Raw genomic sequence first — 19,990 nt, 5'->3', positions numbered from 1 at the left:
ATTTTTAATTATCCTATTCACGCTAAGTTTCATAATATATAATTTTTTTGTTTATATCTAACCTCTTATTCATGTTTAGATTTATTAATCGAGGGAATATATATAATATAACAAATTTACTTTATGCTAACGCATAACTCATGATATATTCAAAATTATATAATTTTCCTAGATATAACGATTAATAAATTTTAAATGGAGGTTTTTCTAAATGAAAAGTTTAAAAGAATTTTTACAAACTGGAGATTTTAAAGGAGAAAAGCACGTACCTGTTATAAGTGTACCTGAGAATATAGAAAAAGATAAAGAATTTAATCTAAGAGTATCTATAGGCGACGAAATAAAACATCCTAATACTTTAGAACACCATATAGCTTGGGTTAAAGTATTCTTCAAAGGGGAAAATGATAAATTTCCTGTTGAAATAGCTAATTTTAATTTTTCAGCTCACGGTGAATCAGACAACGCAACTCAGCCTGTAGGGATTACAAGTGTAAAACTTATTAAATCAGGTACTATACATGCCCTTAGCTACTGTAATATTCATGGTCTTTGGGAAAATAGTGCACGTGTAGAGATTAAATAAATTTATAAAAAAGAATTCAGATTTTTATTTCTGAATTCTTTTTTATATTTTCACAAAACTTCATAATTTGACAAGATACAACTTTTGTAATATAATCAAGTTGTTACGTTAGTTGTTTAATAGTTTATTTTGAAATTTATTAATATAATATTAAATATAATTTACTATTAATTATAAAAACAGTTTACTCGATTAATTGTTTTTATTTTTTTGCATAAATAAAAAAGTCTTCCTTTGAAGATTTCAAATGTAGACTTTTTTGAAACTCATAACGGAAATTATATTTATACACAATTTAAATAAAAATATAATTTCCTATCCATTATAAAAAATATTAAAGAGGTGATTGTTTGATTTTAAACAAAAAAAATAACACAGTATTTATAATTTCAATTTTCTTAGTAGTATCAATAGTTTTATTGTGCCTTGTGGCTCCTAGTACATTTAATATCCTATCAAATAAGGCTTTAAATTTTTTAGTAGACGAATTCGGATGGCTTTATTTAATAAGTATGACTTTATTTTTAATATTCAGCATCATGCTAGCATTTAGCAAATATGGAAATATAAAACTAGGAGACAACGACTCCAAGCCAGAATACAGTTATATTTCTTGGTTTTCCATGTTATTTAGTGCAGGTATGGGAATTGGTCTTGTATTTTGGGGAGTTGCTGAACCCCTTAACCATTATGTATCTCCTCTCGGAATTGAAAGCGGATCAGAATTAGCCAAAAATTTCGCTATAAAAAAATCATTCATGCATTGGGGTCTTCATCCTTGGGCAGTATACAGCATATTAGGTTTATCTCTTGCATATATACAATTCAGAAAAAAATATCCTTGTTTGATAAGTAATATGTTTATCCCTTTCTTTGGCGAAAATGTTTCTAATAAAAAAATTGGTAAGGCTATAGATATTCTAGCAATTTTCGCTACTATAGGAGGGGCTGCTACTTCACTAGGCCTTGGAACACTTCAAATAAACAGTGGTCTTAATTATCTATTCGATATACCAGAAAGTTCCCTAGTTCAAACTATTATTATATTAATAGTTACAATTTTATTCATAATATCAGCTGTAGGTGGAGTTGATAAAGGCATAAAAATACTATCTAACTTAAATGTATTAATGGCCATGGTTTTACTTTTATTAGCTATGATAATAGGACCCACATTTGATATACTACATTCATTTTTCCTAGGTCTAAAAGATTATTCTATAGATCTTGTACTAGAGTTAAATCCATTTAGAAAACCAGATTGGTATAAATCTTGGACTATTTTTTATTGGGCTTGGTGGATATCATGGGCTCCATTTGTAGGAACTTTTATAGCTAGAATCTCAAAAGGAAGAACAATAAGGGAATTTATAATAGGAGTTTTATTAGTTCCTTCAGTAGTTTCATTTTTATGGTTTTCAACATTTGGTACTATGGCTATAAATTTAGGAATAGATACAGCAAACAATGCTATTCTAAAAACCTCAACTGCATTTTTTATTATTATGAACAACTATCCATTAGGAACATTAATATCTATAGTTGCCATAATACTTCTTTGTACATTTTTTGTTACATCAGCAGATTCAGCAACATTTGTGCTGGGTATGATGTCTTCTAATGGTAAATTAAACCCTAGCAATAAAACTAAGATAACTTGGGGAATATTACAATCATTACTTGCTCTATCTCTACTTTTATCAGGAGGTCTTCATATGCTTCAAACTATATCTATTGTTGCAGCTTTTCCATTTATATTTGTAATATTATCATCTACCTTATGCTTAGTTAAATTTTTAAGACAGGAAAACATTTAGAAAATTTAAATTTATTCATCTATACCATTATTTTTAGTATATGGTACAATTAATTGATATTAATTAAGTAGGTGATAAAATGATTTTCAAATTATTATTTTTATGTTTGTCAGGTTTCTCAGCTGCATTTATAGATTCAATAGCTGGCGGAGGAGGACTTATAAGTATTCCTGCATTTTTAATAGCGGGCATTCCCCCTCATTTAGCACTTGGAACAAATAAATTTTGTTCTACAACAGCAGCATTCACGAGTATCTTGAGTTTTTCTAAATCTGGTAAAGTGAGTTTTTCTATATTAAAATATTTTATACCATTCACTTTAATAGGAGCTATATTAGGAGTTAATACAGTTCTTCTGATAGACCAAAGTAAACTCCAATCATTAGTTTTAGTAATGATATTATTTGTAGGTTTATATAGTCTATTCTCAAAATCAATAGGAAAAGAAGATAAGTTTATTGGACTTAATAAAAAAAATCTTACACTAGGAATACTACTTTGTTTTTGCCTTGGATTTTACGATGGTTTTTTCGGTCCAGGTACTGGTTCATTTTTAATATTTGGACTTATAAGTATTTTTGGATTTGATTTTACAAAAGCTGCTGGAAATGCTAAAGTTTTAAACTTTACAAGCAATATTACAGCTTTATTAATATTTGCTTTTAACTCTCAAATAAATTATTACTACGGTATTCCAGTTGCCCTATTCATGATTATGGGTGCAAAACTAGGTACAAAGCTTGCTTTAGAGAAAGGTTCTAAGCTTATAAAGCCTATATTCGTAACTATGTCATTAGCAGTAGCTGGTAAGATGATATTGAATATTATTAAATAGAAGTAGTTGTTTCAAAATGTTAGAACATCTATATACTCAACACTAAGCTGCTATTCCTATCTGATTTATAACCTCTTTATATTTGAATTTATTAAGTAAATTGGTATAACAACCATGGAATACATGGGTCATTAAATTACCTTAGCCCTATAGAGTACAAGCTAATAATGTCCGACTAAAAAGTGTTGACAATCTATTAAGGTGCACTAAGGTCTTTGGTGACCCTTGTGTTTTTTATTGATTTATTAAGCAATATTTAAATATAATTATTTGGTTTTATCCATAAATAATTATTTTTTAGAAATGTAATATATCAGTTAGAGTAAAACTCCATCTAAATTAAGTTTTACTTTATAGTACACAAGAAAACAAGTTTTAAAGTTAGACATTATAAATGTGACTGGTAATCTGGGTTTATATGCTGTGAATTATATGGTATAGAATTCATCAAACAAAAAGATACAGATACGATCATTAATCTGAGAAAACGCCTTCATTTTCACATAATAAAAATCCTTTCTTTAAAAGTTCTTCAAAAACATTAGATTTTACTGGCTTGCTATATAAGTATCCTTGAATCTGATTGCATTCTTGTTCTTTTAAAAATGTTAATTGCTCTATGGTTTCAACCCCTTCCGCAACAATATTTAAATCTAACTCTTTAGCCAATGCTACCATTGCAGATACAATTGATGTATTATTAATATCCACATGAATACCACCAATAAATGATTTGTCTATTTTTAAAGTATCTATAAACAATGATTTAAGCTGTGCAAAAGAAGAATACCCTGTTCCAAAATCATCTATAGCCACTTTAACCCCTATCTTTCTAAACATATTAAATATCTCTTGTATATTCGGAATATTTTCCATAGAAATACTTTCTGTGATTTCAATTTTTAAATGTTTCGCTTCCAATCCAGTTTCTTCTAATATTTTCTTTACCTGATCTACAAAATTTTCTTCTTTAAATTGATTTACAGAAACATTTACATTTATTACAATACAAAATCCTCGATCTTGCCAATATTTGTTTTGTCTACAAGCTTCTTCTAGTACCCATTTTCCTATAGCTGAAATTAAATTAGCCTTTTCTGCTATAGGGATAAATTTATTAGGAGATACCATTCCCAATGTAGTATTATTCCATCTTAATAATGCTTCTGCACCTAATATTTCACCAGTATTTGCATGTACAATAGGTTGATAGACTAAAAACAATTCCTTTTTCTCTATTGCATGATTTAGTTCATTTTCTATCAAGAATTTTTCATTCAATGATTCTAGCATACATTCATCATAAAATTCATAAAATTTCCTCTTATGTTTTTTACATCGATACATAGCAATATCTGCTTTTTTAAGAAGAGTTTCCATATCTTGTCCATGATCTGGAAATATTGAAATCCCCATACTTGCTTTTATATGAATCAATCTTTCATCAATCTTTATAGGACTTTCAAAACTCCTTATAATTTTACCAATAATTTCATTAATATCCTTTGTTTTTTTCACCTCATTCACAATAATTAAAAACTCATCTCCACCTAGTCGAATAATATTTTCCCTCATCTTTAACTCATCTATAAACATTTTCCCAATTTTTTTCAATAATTGATCTCCTGCAGTATGTCCTAGGGTATCATTCACCATTTTGAATCGATCTAAGTCAATCAAAATCACACCAATTTTTGTATTATTTTCTTTTGCTATATGAATACAATTTTTTATACGTTCTTTTCCATATCTTCTATTATATACCTTTGTTAATTCATCTATAATGGTTTGATTCTTTAATTCCATATTTCTAAGTTCTAATTTCCCTCTAATCACACCTGCAATAGATGCAAAGCTACCTAGAAAAAAAGGAGCCGTATCAATCATAAATAACAATTTATTCTGATGGTGAATATATATTATATTCTGCAACTTGAAATTTAAATTTAATCGAATAATTTCAAAGACAATAGCACTCATAGGAAAGCTTAGTCCAAATAACATCCCTACAAAAGTATATTTACATACGATTTTATTAAAAATATTTTTAAGTTTTCCCATAAAAATCTCCTTTCACTGTCCTCTACTCTATATGTCTACTTATTTTATTCTTTTCTAATACTTTCGACATTTTATAATATTCTTCCTCTTTTTTTTATTGATTTCTAAAATTTACAATTTATTTTAAATGAAAAATGCGTTTATCCGTTGTAATATTAGACATAGCAAAAGTTGATACTATGCATGATTCTTCACAATAATCACTAAATTTATCTATACATTCAATTTTATGATATAAAATAACAATTTGAATATATGCCAAAAATCATTATGCTTAAAGTAAGAGAGTCTTTTCATGAGGGGTGGATACTTTTGGATTATTCTATTTTAAAATCCTGCAGTTAAGAAGTCCGTGATGCATATCTAAAAAAAGAATTAGGAAATGAAAAAGGCAAAATAATTGATAAATACAAACTAAAATGCAATACTAACTTTTACTGGGAAAAGGTTTAAAAAAAATACAGATACGTTCATTGATCTGAGAAATCTTGCAGCAATAAAAAAAATTGAAGACTTTAGAAAAATGTGTGACGATCTTGAAAAAAAATTTTGTAGATACTATTTATGGAAATTATTAATACACTTTCAATAAATAGTTGTACATATTTTCTTCCATATATATCTACGATATAGGCTTATACTAAAAATACCGTACTGAATTTTTTCAGTACGGTATTGGATTTCAATTGGTGGAGACAATGGGAGTTGAACCCCTGTGCGAAAGTTTTTTCCCTAAAGCTTCTACAATTGTAGCTGCTAATTTTCATATCATCTTTTTAACACCTAGCAGCAGGTTTTGAAAAAGACTAGCCTTAATTATTCTATCTTTAGTCAAGACATCCTAAAGACAGTTCCCCGCTAAAATGGCGCCCTACTTAAGATTGCGGGTGAGTTCTTACCTCTTTACTATATCTTAAGTAATAAATTATTTATTTTTTCACTCAATTTCTTTCTTTCCTCATATATCCATTCTTCATCAATAGTAAGTCCGAAAACTTTACCAAAAGAATAATACAAATTTATCTTCTGATAATAAATTTCTAGTTCATCAAGAGATTCAAATTTATACATAGGCTTGAACAGTTCATTTCTTTTAGCAATAAATAGTTCATCAACATATGATATAAATGTATTCATAAGTTCTTTATTATCCACATCAAATGGTATCTTCAAAAGCTTCCATCGAGTAATTTGTGAAATTTTATAACTTCTTATATTATGCAAAACAATTAAATATTCACCTATGTCCATTTTTTCATATAATAATGATTTACATTCTTTCTCGCTCCAAACTGATAATTTTTCTATTAAAGAAACATTTTCTATATTTAATATATCTTCACTTGGTCCTAAAATTGCATATTCAATAGGATTATCTTTCTTATTAATAGATTCCTTTATAAATTCATAATTATCTCCATATGCAGAAACATATCCAACATCATATATTCCTTTCCTACCCGCTCTGCCTGCTATCTGCTTAACTTCTTGAGAATTTAAAAATCTAAACTCTTTTCCATCAAATTTTTTTATTTCCATAAAGACTATTCTTTTAATCGGAAGATTAACGCCCATACCAATAGCATCTGTTGTAATTAAAATAGATGTTTCTTTATTTAAAAATTGAGTATACTGTTTTTTTCTAACCTCTGGTGGCAAATCACCATATATTATGCTGCATTTAATTCCAAAGTTTGAATAAAACAGAGCAAGTTCAAGAACTCTTTTTTTAGAAAACACAACTAGTGCATCTCCGTCCTTAACATCTTTATATCTAAACGACTTTTCTTGTATCTCAAGTGGAATATTACGTTTATACTCTTTAATGGTATAATCATCACCTATATCTTTTATGATATCAATTAATAATTTTTTTGCATTTAATGCTCCACATATATGTATTTCCCTGCATCTTAGTCCTAACAATGCTCTAGTCCATGCATATCCTCTTTTTTCATCAAATATCATCTGTATCTCATCAATTACCGCCGTTTCAAATTCTTCATTTATATTTAGTTTTTCTATAGTACATGAAATATGATCTGCATTTTTATGGATTATCTCTTCTTCTCCTGTAAACAAATTGCATGTTACTCCTTCTTCATTTAATCTCTCATAGTTTTCTAATGCAAGTATTCTAAGAGGAGCAAGATATATGCCTTTTTTACTTTTTTTAAGTCTTTGCATTGCATTATATGTTTTTCCAGTATTGGTTTCTCCTAAATGTAGATGAATAGTTCTCTTTATTTTTCTTGCTTGTTTATATTCATCCTTTGGATTTTGAGGAAATATTATATCCATTTTTTCATTTATGAGCTTTGGAATATATTTTGTAATCAAAACATTCATTAATCCTGAGCTTTTATAACATTCATAATTATTATCTATTATTTCTTCTATTTTATAATTAGCATTATTTTTTTGATTATAATCTGAAAGTAATCTCTCAGATACATAATTCAGTAGCTCCTCATAGTTTTTATATACTTTATTTGCTTCCTTTTGTTTTGTAGAATTTCTTTTTTTATTAAATATTTTCTCTATTTCTAATACAAGCTTCAATTTCTTACGTAAAGATGCTTCATGCTCCCACAGTGCATTTATTTTTGTGTTCTTTATTATTTGCTCAATCTGATTTATCTGATTTTTAAGTTTTTTAAGTTCTCTTTCTGCTACTGCTAATTTCATTTTTATTCCTCCTCAACAATTAGTGTTTGCTATTTTGTAGATAAAAATGAGTTTTTTTGCCATTATAATTTTTATATTAATTGAAAACAATAAAATAGTATATGAATTTAAAATTTTTATATTTCGGGAGGTATCAATGTCAAAAGAAGCAAAAATCCTATTGATAGTTAGTGGATTATTTACCCTTGCTAAAGGTTTATCTAATGTTTTTGTAAATATATTTTTATGGAAAAAATCAAATGATTTTATCCTGATCTCACAGTATAATCTAATTCAGTATATATTTTTACCAATTGCTTTTACTATCGCAGGATGGCTTGCAAAAAAAAGGAATGGTGTATGGGCACTTAGAATTGGAATTGTTTTTTATATATTATTTTTTATTCTTATTATTTTAATAAAAGATAACATTATAAAATATATTTACCCTCTTGGCATATTATTCGGAATAGCAGGGGGATTTTACTGGCTTGCTTTTGATGTACTAAGTTTTGATTTCACATCTACTAACAATCGAGATAGTTTTAATGGATATAATGGATTTATAGCTGGAATATCGTCTGCCATTGCTCCTTTTACAGCAGCTTATATTATCGAAAGAAGTACAAATACAACAGGATATATGATAGTATTTATACTCTCATTAATATCTTTTGTTATTCTAATACTTATAAGTTTATTGCTTCGCTCAAAGCACTATGAAGAAAGACTAGATTTTAAGAAAATAATAAGTAGTAATAATTTTGAGTGGAGTAATTTAAGAAAAAGTACAGTTGCTTGGGGACTAAGAGATGTTGTAATACTATTTTTACTCAATATACTAATCTATAAAACAACAGGAAGTGAAATGGAACTAGGAAAACTTTTTTTAATTGCTTATTTAATTTCATCAGTATCTTATATACTAGAACAAAAGTTTATAAAGCCTAACAGAAGAACATTTGCCCTACATATAGGTGCTCTATTAATGTTTATTTCGGTTTTAGGGCTAGTTGTCAAAATCAACTATTACTCCATACTATTCTTTATTATACTAGACGCAATAGCTGTACCATTTTTTTATGTACCTATGACCTCCGCTACTTTTAATGTACTAGCTCAACACCATGAAGATAATATGAGAATTGAATATATTATAGGTAGAGATATCGCTCTTAATACAGGAAGAATAATATGTACAACCTTATTAATGGCACTTTTAACTTTTATAAAAAATGACAGAGTGCTTAATTACTTTTTACTTTTTATAGGAAGCGGTCAATTAATTGCTCTTTATTTCTTAAGAAAACTAAAAATATGGGATGTTTAAAAGGGTGATTTAATAATCACCCTTTAAATTTCAATTTATTTATAAAACATTTAGATTTTTTAAATCACACAAAAATTCATTGAAATTCAATACCCTAGAAGGGTCTAATATAGTTTTTGCACTATTTATTATTTTTTTATCTTGAGTAACCAATGTATATTGTTTATTATTTTCACAAATACAAATAAGACTATAGTCATTTATAGAAAGTTTATTGCCATTTATAGAATAGATATGTTTATTAGAGTCATGCTTGATGCAAACATTAGGTTTGTAAATTTCTGAAATCCTAACTACATCCTCATTAATTATATGTCCTAATAATTTTATAAATCTATCTGTAAGCACTGACACTCCATCAAGTTCTCGAGATTCTTTTATAGCTAATTCTGCAGCTATATGATGATAAATCTTAAAATCAACGCCCTCATGTCTTTCTATAGCTTGAAATAATCCACTATATTCATTCCATATTTTTATAACTACATTCGCATCTAACAAGTACTCTTTATCAATCACTATAAACACCTCTTTAATCATATACAAGTTCATTATTCAACATAATTATAATGTTAGCAATTTTCTTTATCAACATTCTTTTTTTAACCTTTTAAAATACATTACGAAGAAATTATTTTTATCAATAATTTTCTACTCGAAAATAATGTATTTATTTATATTTATATTGTTATTCTTTTTCCCATTATCAGAACCATGTGTATATCCAATAACATCAAAATATTTAGCAAATTCTTTGGCAAATTCTTCATAATGGTCACACCTACCTCTTATACATGTAGATAAATGTACTTTGTCTACATCTGTTTTTTTAAATTTTTCTATTTTCACTTTAAGGCTTTCAACCGGATTTTCTTCACATCCATTACAATTGTTAAAACCAACTAATTGACACCCAACTTCTTCATATCTTCTAAAAGAATCCTCCTTTTGATTAAATGTTCTCAAACATCCATTAGCAGTACACTTTTTTGAAACTTCACCACATACATATATAGCAACCTTTTTCATCTTATATTCCTCCATATTTTATGCCTCTAATTTTCAAGATTCATTATATCATTGTTGAAAATAATTTTATGTACTAATTATCACAAAAAAATAGCTATCTCGAAATAGAAACTAATTTCTATTTCGAGATAGCCTTTTTTAATTACTAATAAATTACAAATTTTTTATCTTCTCATACTTTTCGGTTTATTTAATATCTCAGACATAATAATTCCCTTAATCAAATCATCTGAATCTGAAAAAAGATTAAATCCTTCATCAGAATTTTCTTGCTGTTCAATGTCCTCAGACAAAGTTTTTGGAATTTCTTTATCTTCCATATCGTCTATACGTATTTCCGATATAACTTGGTCTATATTTTTTTTATATTCTTCGTCTATATATTCTTTTTTAGACTCTTCTATATGTTTTTGTTTCTTATAGTTGTAACTTAATTCATTTAGATTGTTCTCTATTTTTTTTACTGTATTGTTTACAGTTTGTAATAAAGGACTTTTATTTTCAGTATTTTCATCATCTTCTTTAAAAAAAGATTTAAATGCTACACCTATTACATATATAATAGCCGGTATTAATAAGCCTTCCATATTATCACACCTTATTTATCGGACTTTATATTAGATTTATTAGATCCTACTTTTGATATAGACTCTCTCATATCTGTATCAGCCATAACATTCTTAAGGTTATAATAATCCATAACACCTAAATTTCCATTTTTGAATGCCTCTGATATAGCTAATGGAATTTCAGCCTCTGCTTCAACAACTTTAGCCCTCATTTCCTCAACCATAGCTTTCATTTCTTGCTCTCTTGCTATTGCCATTGCTCTTCTTTCCTCAGCTTTTGCTTGAGCTATCTTTTTATCAGCCTCAGCTTGATCTGTTTGAAGTTGTGCTCCTATATTTCTTCCAACATCAACATCAGCTATATCTATAGATAGTATTTCAAATGCCGTTCCAGAATCAAGACCTTTTTCTAATACTCTTTGAGAAATAGAATCAGGATTTTCAAGAACTGCCTTATGATTAACAGATGAACCTACAGTTGTAACTATACCTTCTCCAACTCTTGCTATTATAGTCTCTTCTCCTGCTCCTCCAACTAATCTTTCAATATTAGCTCTTACAGTAACTCTTGCTCTTGCTATAACTTCTATACCATCCTTTGCCATAGCTGCAATTTTTGGTGTTTCTATAACTTTAGGATTTACGCTAACTTGAACAGCCTCAAGTACATCTCTACCAGCAAGGTCTATAGCTGCTGCTTGTTCAAATTCAAGATTTATATTTGCTCTTTGAGCTGCAATTAAAGCATCCACAACAGAATTGACATCTCCTCCAGCTAAATAATGAGCCTCTAGGTTGTCTATTCCCAGATCTAGACCTGCTTTTGTAGCCTTTATCATTGGATTTACAATTCTAGCAGGTGAAACTCTTCTAAATCTCATTCCAACAAGTGTTAAAATAGATATCTTAACTCCTGAGAATAAAGCTGTAATCCAAAGTCCAACTGGTATAAAACTAAAAAATAAAACTATAAGTATAACTATTAAAGCTATACCTATTATAGGTCCTAACATAATTTTAACCCTCCTTAATATGCCTTACTATTATTTTGTTTGATTCAACTTTTGCTACCCTTACCTTTTGTCCAACCGCAATAAATATTCCCTCAGTTATTACATCCAGTATTTCTCCATCTATTTCAATTTTACCAGATGGTCTTAGGTCTGAAATAGTTATTCCTTCTTTGTTTAAATAGATTCTATTATCTTTTGATGGAATGTATCCTTTTTCATCATCAAGCGTTGTGTTTAGAAATAATGTCTTATACATTTTCCTCTTAGGAAGTTTTTTCAGTATATAGATTAGCGCAAATACACTTACTATAAACGAAATCATTATAACAAAAAAAGCTTGTATCATATTATTAGAAGCCATTATTATACTAAATATAATACTTCCTATTCCAATTATTCCAAATATACCAAATCCAGGAGCCATAGCTTCTATCACAAGTAGAACAATACCTATTCCAAATACAAATACAGTTGTACTGGTAGAATTTCCTGTATATACAGATCCCATAAAAAATAATGAAAACCCTATAATACTTATTATACCACCAAAGCCAAATCCGGGTGTTAAAATTTCTAATATCATGCCTATAAATCCTAATGATAGTAAAAGAGGTGCTATATAAGTAGATGTTATTATGTTTCTAAAAAGCCCCACCATCTTAATATTTGCATCTTTTTGAATATAATTATCTATATTCAAATCAGTGTAGATTTCCTTAGTTGTGGAAGCTATTCCATCTATAAATTTTATTTCAGCAGCTTTTTTAGTAGTTAAATTCAGCAATTTTCCTTTATCTACTAAATCTTTTATCTTTATATCCTTATCCGCCATGGCTGCCACAATCTCAGGATTTCTTCCATTTTGCTCAGCTACAGCTCTAAGTTGTGATGTCCAATAGGATATGTTTTTTTCTGTATTAGGTATAGTTTCAGCAGAACCTATCGTAGCGTAATCATTCATATATATATAATCGCAAGATATAGATATCAATACACCTGCAGATTCTGCCTTTTTATTTATATAAGCTATAGTAGGCGTATCCTGTTCTATTATAATATCACTTATATCAACAGCCGAATCTACACGACCTCCATAAGTATCTATATCAAAGAGTATATAATCTGCATTTTTTTTATTAGCTTCATTTACCGACTCTTTTATATAATGATACATACCCTTGTTAACTTCACCCTTAACATCGATTTTATATATTGTATTTTGTGAATCAGCAAATCCTTTATATGGTAATATTAAAATCATCATAAATAAAACTAATATTATTTTTCTTGAGTTTTTCAAATTTTCACCTTCTTATGAATTAAGTATTTTATCCACTCTCTTTTCTAAATCAGATAGACAAAATGGCTTTATTATATAATCATCTACCCCCTTTTCAAAACAATCGTCTATATCTTCCTGCTTACAATTACAACTCAATATAAAAACCTTTGTATGCTTATCTTTTTTAGTATTCTTTATGTAATCACATATTTCACAACCATCCATACCAGGAAGCATATAATCTGTTATAACTAAATCCGGCTTGAAGCTTTCATAAATTTTTATTCCTTCATTCCCATCGTGACTATATTCTACATCATAATTATTTACAAGTCTATCCTTTATAATTCTAACTATCATGTTAGAGTCATCTATTAACAATACTTTTTTCTTAGTATATTCCTTTTCCAAATAAGTTATCTTTCCCCGTCCCTCATCTTTGGAAATATACAAAGCTCTATCAGCACGATCGAGAGCTTCATGTATAGACTCATTTTTAGCAGTAGTTGTAATTCCAGCACTAAAAGATATTTTTATATTATTTCCTCGGTAATTAATATTTTTTTTACTTATATTATCTAAGCATCTTTGCATCACACTGCAAACTTGTTCCTTTAATAAATTCTTAAACAAAATTAAAAATTCATCTCCTCCAAAACGATATATCTCGTCTTGTTCTCTGAGAGATTCTTTAAGTTCATTTACGAGTATGCTCAATGCATAATCTCCAGCTAAATGACCATATCTATCATTTATACTTTTAAAATAATCAAAATCTATAAATGCTATCGATATACTTCCATTATATCCAAGACTATTTTCTATGCTTTTAATATTTTCATTGAAGAAATCTTTATTATATGCTCCTGTAAGATTATCTTTGCTTATTTTTCCATTATAATGATCAACTTTTTTTAATATGTTTTCTATTCTAATAATCAATTCCTCAATTTGAAACGGCTTAGTTATATAATCCTCAGCCCCCTCTTTTAAAGCCCTTATTCTATCTTTGGCTATATCTTTAGCCGTCAAAAATATTATAGGAATATGTATATTCTCTTTTTTAACTTGATTTAATAATTCGAACCCATTTTTATCTGGCATCATAATATCCAATATCATCAAATCAACTTTTTGAGTATTTAATATAAACATCACATTTTTAGCACCTAAAGATTTAATAACATTATAACCCTGTTTTTTCAGTATATCTTCTAATAAAGACAATAGATCCACATCATCATCTACTATTAATATTGTCTTATTCTTAATATCTTTTTTTATATTTTTCTGTATATCCTTATTACAGCTATTGAAACATTTTTTATTTCTATTACAATCAATTTCTTTATAAATACACGCTAATCCATTTAGTATTTTTCCAAAATACTCATCGCATAAATCACCCTTATAATTTTCTAAATAAGACTCGTACTCCGCTGCTATATTGGATAATCCATTCAATCCAAGCATTGCCGCAGTACCCTTGATATTATGAAAAAAACGATATATTTTTTTATAATCTTCTATTCCTGTATCCAACCTATATTTCATTAATATTATCATGATTTTGTCTAGTTTTTGCATTTGATTATTCAAAAACATATGTACAGCATCCTCAATCAAAAACTGTGAATCTAACAATGGTCTCTCTCCCCTTTTTTAAGTTTACCTTATATAATTCTCTAAATGTATATATATATCCTTGTGAATAAATAAAAATCCCAATAAATTGGGATTTTTACTTATTTAAAATCCATGTATAATAATTTAAAACAGTTGCAAATACCAGCCAAGCTACATAAGGTATCATCAAATAACCTGCAACCTTATCTACTTTATAAAACTTAATAGTAGTTATAATAACAAATATCAAAAGTAATATTATTTCTATTAAAGCAAACCCTCTAAGTCCTAAATTGAAGTAGATTATAGGCCACATAAAATTCAAGATAAGCTGTATAGCATAAAACATAAGGGCACTTTTGACTTCATCTCTATCATTTCCATATTTCCAAACTCTATAAGAAGCAATTCCCATAAGTACGTATAAAATAGGCCATACTACTTTAAATATATAACCAGGAGGAGCGAACGACGGTTTAATTAAATCATTATATAATTCCATAGAGTCCATAGTTATATAACCACTTAAACCACCTACTAATAGAGGTATTAATATGCTTATTATAAGTTTTTTTATGTTTCTCAAGTCTATTATCATATACACCACCCTTTCTTATATATTTATATGAATAGTCCAAACCCTTTATACGTTGTTTTTTATCTTTAGTTAATTTTCCCAAAAAAATAAAAAGACTAAAGCATTCGCTTTAGTCTTTTAAATCTATTGTAAGTGTTTTTTAACTAATTCATTTACAATTTTTCCGTCAGCTTTTCCTTTTACCTTAGGCATAAGAGCTGACATTACTTTTCCCATCTCTTTCATTGAAGAAACTCCGATTTCGTTTATAGTATCTACTACTATAACTTCTATCTCTTCTTCACTCAATTGAGCTGGTAAGTAATCTTTAAGTATTTCAATTTCTTCACGTGTTTGAGATATAAGATCTTCTCTACCTGCTTTTGTGAATTCTTCAAGAGCATCTTTTCTTTGTTTCATTTGTTTAGAAACAATATCAACTATGCCTTGATCATCAAGTTTAGATCTATTGTCTACTTCATACTGCTTAACAGCAGCTCTTATAAGAGTTACAACAGATTTTTTCACTTGATTCTTTTCCTTCATAGCAAGTTTCAAATCATCCATTAACTTTGCCTCAAGAGACATGCTCTCCACCTCTTATCACTATCTTTTCTTGCTCGCTTTTCTCTTAGCAGCTTCAGACTTTTTCTTACGCTTTACGCTTGGCTTATCGTAATGCTCTCTTTTTCTAACTTCAGATAATATTCCAGATACAGCACACTGACGCTTGAATCTCTTAAGAGCACTATCTAAAGTTTCGTTATCTCTTACTTTTATTTCTGACATTCTTCTTCCCTCCCTCCAATACCAGCAATCCTGCTATAACTATAGCTACGATCATAAACTTGGCTTACTACAGGGTTTTAATACCATACCAAATCATTATAAACTATTTTCTTATTTTTTTCAAGTACTTTTTAGTCATATATACCAACTATGAGAATTAATTTTTAATCAACTTTAAATTTACGGCCAATTTAAAGTTTTTCCAGCAATTATATGATAATGAATATGCTTAACTTCTTGACCTGCATTTTCTCCACAATTGTTAACTATTCTAAATCCATCTTTTTTAAAATTCATATCCTCAGCAATTTTATTTATGATTTTGTGAATATGAGCTACTATTTCCATTTCATTATCTTGTATATCAATTATAGATTCATAATGCTTCTTAGGTATCACTAATATATGCACAGGCGCTATAGGATTTATATCTTTAAAAGCCAATACCTTCTCATCTTCATATACTTTATTTGATGGTATCTCTCCATTTATTATTTTACAAAATATACAATTTTCCAAAGTGTACACCTCCATAATGTAATCTAAATATTATATACTATATTTAAGCCAAAATTCCTTCTATGAATCCATCTTTTGTATTAATTAAATTTACATTCAATATTTTTCCCTCTATATTCTCATCCGATTTAACCAAAACTCTAATATAATTAGAAGTCAAGCCTTCATAATATCCATTTTCAAGCTTTGCTTCAAATAATACTGATACAGTATCATTTGAAAATCGATCCATAAAATTCTTATTATTTTCATTAGATAAGTTCATAAGTTTTTCACTTCTTATTTGCTTAATCTTAGGATCTATTTGTTCCTTCATACTAGCAGCTGGAGTACCTTTTCTAGGAGAGTATTTAAACACATGCATTTGAGAAAGTTCTATTTCTTTTAAAAACTTATAAGTTGTCTCAAATTCATCATCAGTTTCTCCTGGAAATCCTACAATTACATCTGTAGTTATAGCTACATCTTTTATTTTTTCTCTAATATTCTTTACAATATCCCTATACTGAGTTGTATTATATTTTCTATTCATTCTTTTTAGAGTTTCATCACATCCACTTTGAAGAGATAAGTGAAAATGTGGACATATTTTTTTCATAGAAGCTATCTCATCTATAAATTCGTCACTCATCAAAAGAGGCTCAACAGAACTTAATCTTATTCTTTCAATTCCATCTATTTTGTGAATTTCTTTTAATACATCAAGTATATTAACATCTCCTAAATCTTTTCCATAAGATGCTACATGAATTCCTGTCAATACAATTTCTTTAAATCCATTAGAAGCTAGGTCTTTTACTTCACTTGATATATTATCTAATAATCTACTTCTAACCGGTCCTCTTGCATAAGGAATTATGCAATAAGAGCAAAATCTATCGCATCCCTCTTGTATCTTTAAAAAGGCTCTTGTCTTTCCTCTAACCTCTTTTATTTGCATTTCCTCAAACTCTCTAACCTTCATTATATCATCAACCGTACTTATTTTATCCTGTTTAGTTATACCTTCTATAATTTCTACTATTTTGTTTCTATCATTAGTTCCCATTACTACATTTACTTCTTCTATATCAAGTATTTCCTCTGGAGCTACCTGAGAATAACAACCTACAACTGCAATTATAGAATTAGGATTTATTTTTTTAGATCTTCTTATAAATTGTCTTGATTTTCTATCACTCATATTAGTTACAGTACAAGTATTTATTACATATACATCAGCATATTCTTCATGGTCTACAACTTCATAAGAAGCCTTTTTAAAAAGCTCTGTCATAGCCTCCGTCTCATATTGATTTACTTTACATCCTAATGTATAAAATGCTACCTTATTCAATACTACCATCTCCTTTTAGATGGGTTAGTTCATAAATAACTATTGAAGATGCCACTATTGAAGCAGTCTCTGTTCTCAGTATTCTAGGTCCTAAGCTTATAGACGTAGCTCCTATATCTTGAAGCATATTTATTTCTTCTTCATCAAATCCGCCCTCTGGACCTATAAATATACCTACTGAACTTATATTAGATTTATTTATAGCATCCTTTATAGATTTTGAATTTTCTTTTTCGTACGGAATTATATTGATACTATTTTCTTTCATATCTAAAAGAGCCTCTTTAAAACTTAAAGGACCTTTTATTTTTGGAATAATACCTCTTTTACTTTGCTTAGCCGCTTCATAAACTATTCTTTCCCATCTTTGAATTTTCTTATCTTTTTTATCTTCAACTTTCGCAACACTTCTCTTTGTTATAACAGGTACAATTTCACTAACACCTACTTCTGTTAACTTTTGAAGTATTAGATCCATCTTTTGCCCTTTTGGAAGCCCTTGATATAACTTTATTTTAACATCGCTCTCTCTTTTAATATCTACCGAATCTATTATATTTAAAAACACTTCTTTTTTTGTTATATCTGTTATCTCACATATATATTCATTGTTGTTTTTATCACATATTTCAAGTTTTTCTCCAACATTGCATCTTAAAACCTTTGATATATGCTTTACGTCATCACCTTGTATTAAACATTCCTTTTGTTCTAAATTTATGCTATTAGGATCCACAAAAAATCTATCCATTATTATTCACCCTTTTTAGATACGATAGCTGACCATTCGCCCATAGTATTAACCTCTAAAATCTCAAAATTATTTTCTAAAAGAGCAGCTTTAACAAATTCTATTTTATCAAGAATTATACCTGATGCTATGAATATTCCCTCGTCATTTAAGAAATTAGAAACATCCTTTGCAAGTATAGCTATAATATCTGCTATAATGTTAGCAACTACTATATCAGCTTTTTCAGTAACAACATTCATTAAGTTACCATATCTTATTTCAACAGAAGAATCTACGTTGTTCAATTCTGCATTTTCTTTAGAAACCTTAACAGCAACTTCATCAAGGTCTACACCTATAGTCTTTTTAGCTCCAAGCTTAGCCGCTGCAATAGATAATATACCACTTCCGCACCCTATATCAAATACTACATCTTCATTATTTATTCTCTTTTCTAATTCTCTTATGCACATAGTTGTAGTTTCATGAGTTCCCGTACCAAATGCCATACCTGGGTCAAGCTCTATTACTATATCACCGTCGTTTTTCTCATACTCTTCCCATGTCGGTTTTACAACTATTTTTTCTCCAACTTTAGCAGGCTTATAATATTGTTTCCAAGAATTAGCCCAGTCCTGTTCATCAACTTCACTTATATTAACGCTACCTTCCCCTATCTCAATTCCATATGTTGGTAGCAATTTGATTTTTTCTCTTATCATTTCAACTTCCCCAACAATATTTTTTTGCTCATTCAGATAAGCTTTTATTATAACACCTTCATATCCCGTCTCAAATACGTTCTCTTCTATGTAGTCCCAAGCAATTTCTTCTTTATCTTGAAATAAAAAATCATTAGGATCTTCTATTACTACACCGCCCACTTCACACTCATAAAGAATACTTGTAACCGCTTCAACCGCTTCCGTAGTAGTTTTTATTGTAACTTCAATCCACTTCATAACGATACCTTCCTTTTTATATAATTATTTTTTCCACTTTAACTGTAGTAATTATTATACAGTAATTCAAGACAAGAATCTACACAAAATATCATCTGTTCTATTTTTCTTAACTTTTCTCTTCTAAACATAATATTATTATCAACAATAATAACTTTGTATATACAATCCCGTAATTAACTCATCTAATATTAAGTAATTATTTTTAATTTTTTCTAATAACGTGAATATCTCTATATAAATTTACAAATAATACATT

19 protein-coding genes are annotated in these 19,990 nt (G+C 28.3%); 4 read left to right on the top strand and 15 right to left on the bottom strand.

What is annotated here, in order from left to right; genetic code table 11:
• Positions 1-211 precede the first annotated feature (211 nt).
• The 3 genes from WJW32_RS08945 (at position 212) to WJW32_RS08935 (ending at position 3,238) form a co-directional block, all read left to right on the top strand.
• Positions 212-586 carry a class II SORL domain-containing protein gene (locus WJW32_RS08945; protein WP_340257507.1) on the top strand — a complete coding sequence of 125 codons (375 nt, stop codon included), beginning with the start codon at positions 212-214 and terminating at the stop codon, positions 584-586.
• A 350-nt stretch (positions 587-936) separates the two neighbouring features.
• Positions 937-2,403 (top strand): BCCT family transporter, encoded by a 1,467-nt coding sequence (locus tag WJW32_RS08940; RefSeq protein WP_340257506.1) that lies wholly within the window; start codon positions 937-939, stop codon positions 2,401-2,403.
• 79 nt (positions 2,404-2,482) lie between these two features.
• The gene (locus WJW32_RS08935) at positions 2,483-3,238 is read left to right on the top strand and encodes a TSUP family transporter (RefSeq protein ID WP_340257504.1); all 756 of its coding nucleotides are present in this window, start codon (positions 2,483-2,485) and stop codon (positions 3,236-3,238) included.
• 474 nt (positions 3,239-3,712) lie between these two features.
• Here WJW32_RS08935 and WJW32_RS08930 read toward each other — a convergent pair whose 3' ends face one another.
• Together WJW32_RS08930 and WJW32_RS08925 are read right to left on the bottom strand one after the other, a co-directional pair.
• Positions 3,713-5,299 carry a putative bifunctional diguanylate cyclase/phosphodiesterase gene (locus WJW32_RS08930; RefSeq protein ID WP_340257502.1) on the bottom strand — a complete coding sequence of 529 codons (1,587 nt, stop codon included), beginning with the start codon at positions 5,297-5,299 and terminating at the stop codon, positions 3,713-3,715.
• 906 nt (positions 5,300-6,205) lie between these two features.
• On the bottom strand, positions 6,206-7,987 hold the full coding sequence (locus WJW32_RS08925) for a helicase-related protein (RefSeq protein WP_340257500.1): 1,782 nt from the start codon (positions 7,985-7,987) through the stop codon (positions 6,206-6,208).
• A 136-nt stretch (positions 7,988-8,123) separates the two neighbouring features.
• Between WJW32_RS08925 and WJW32_RS08920 the strand changes: the two genes are divergently transcribed.
• Positions 8,124-9,296, top strand: a complete 1,173-nt coding sequence (locus tag WJW32_RS08920) for an MFS transporter (protein ID WP_340257498.1) — start codon at positions 8,124-8,126, stop codon at positions 9,294-9,296.
• A gap of 39 nt (positions 9,297-9,335) precedes the next feature.
• On the opposite strand, the gene WJW32_RS08915 is transcribed toward WJW32_RS08920, so the two are convergent.
• From WJW32_RS08915 to prmA, 13 genes are all read right to left on the bottom strand, one after another.
• A complete protein-coding gene (locus WJW32_RS08915; RefSeq protein ID WP_340257496.1) occupies positions 9,336-9,815 on the bottom strand; it encodes a hypothetical protein in 480 nt (159 codons plus the stop codon).
• 132 nt (positions 9,816-9,947) lie between these two features.
• On the bottom strand, positions 9,948-10,325 hold the full coding sequence (locus tag WJW32_RS08910; protein WP_340257495.1) for a CGGC domain-containing protein: 378 nt from the start codon (positions 10,323-10,325) through the stop codon (positions 9,948-9,950).
• 164 nt (positions 10,326-10,489) lie between these two features.
• The gene (locus WJW32_RS08905; protein WP_340257493.1) at positions 10,490-10,912 is read right to left on the bottom strand and encodes a hypothetical protein; all 423 of its coding nucleotides are present in this window, start codon (positions 10,910-10,912) and stop codon (positions 10,490-10,492) included.
• Between the two features lie 11 nt (positions 10,913-10,923).
• Positions 10,924-11,907: a flotillin-like protein FloA gene (gene floA, locus WJW32_RS08900; protein WP_340257491.1), complete on the bottom strand. Its 984-nt coding sequence runs from the start codon at positions 11,905-11,907 to the stop codon at positions 10,924-10,926.
• A gap of 4 nt (positions 11,908-11,911) precedes the next feature.
• Positions 11,912-13,207, bottom strand: a complete 1,296-nt coding sequence (locus WJW32_RS08895) for an NfeD family protein (RefSeq protein ID WP_340257489.1) — start codon at positions 13,205-13,207, stop codon at positions 11,912-11,914.
• A gap of 12 nt (positions 13,208-13,219) precedes the next feature.
• Positions 13,220-14,833 (bottom strand): response regulator, encoded by a 1,614-nt coding sequence (locus tag WJW32_RS08890; protein WP_340257487.1) that lies wholly within the window; start codon positions 14,831-14,833, stop codon positions 13,220-13,222.
• A 97-nt stretch (positions 14,834-14,930) separates the two neighbouring features.
• Positions 14,931-15,413 carry a TspO/MBR family protein gene (locus WJW32_RS08885; RefSeq protein WP_340257486.1) on the bottom strand — a complete coding sequence of 161 codons (483 nt, stop codon included), beginning with the start codon at positions 15,411-15,413 and terminating at the stop codon, positions 14,931-14,933.
• Between the two features lie 123 nt (positions 15,414-15,536).
• Positions 15,537-15,980, bottom strand: coding sequence for a GatB/YqeY domain-containing protein (locus WJW32_RS08880; RefSeq protein ID WP_340257485.1), 444 nt, complete (start codon positions 15,978-15,980; stop codon positions 15,537-15,539).
• An 18-nt stretch (positions 15,981-15,998) separates the two neighbouring features.
• On the bottom strand, positions 15,999-16,181 hold the full coding sequence (rpsU, locus tag WJW32_RS08875) for a 30S ribosomal protein S21 (RefSeq protein WP_099187329.1): 183 nt from the start codon (positions 16,179-16,181) through the stop codon (positions 15,999-16,001).
• Between the two features lie 180 nt (positions 16,182-16,361).
• A complete protein-coding gene (locus WJW32_RS08870) occupies positions 16,362-16,700 on the bottom strand; it encodes a histidine triad nucleotide-binding protein (RefSeq protein ID WP_445330227.1) in 339 nt (112 codons plus the stop codon).
• 43 nt (positions 16,701-16,743) lie between these two features.
• Positions 16,744-18,036 (bottom strand): tRNA (N(6)-L-threonylcarbamoyladenosine(37)-C(2))-methylthiotransferase MtaB, encoded by a 1,293-nt coding sequence (mtaB, locus tag WJW32_RS08865; RefSeq protein ID WP_340257480.1) that lies wholly within the window; start codon positions 18,034-18,036, stop codon positions 16,744-16,746.
• Entirely contained in the window at positions 18,029-18,787 is a 759-nt protein-coding gene (locus WJW32_RS08860; protein ID WP_340257478.1) for a 16S rRNA (uracil(1498)-N(3))-methyltransferase, read from the bottom strand. Before WJW32_RS08860 ends, mtaB begins: the two co-directional genes overlap by 8 nt.
• A gap of 2 nt (positions 18,788-18,789) precedes the next feature.
• Positions 18,790-19,731, bottom strand: a complete 942-nt coding sequence (gene prmA, locus WJW32_RS08855) for a 50S ribosomal protein L11 methyltransferase (protein ID WP_340257476.1) — start codon at positions 19,729-19,731, stop codon at positions 18,790-18,792.
• Positions 19,732-19,990: the final 259 nt, after the last annotated feature.

Origin of the sequence: Tepidibacter sp. Z1-5, from assembly GCF_037844525.1 — a bacterium.
GTDB lineage: Bacteria > Bacillota > Clostridia > Peptostreptococcales > Peptostreptococcaceae > Tepidibacter_A.
The sequence above is the reverse complement of the archived record's forward strand: the minus strand, read 5'-3'. Positions and strand labels throughout refer to the sequence as shown.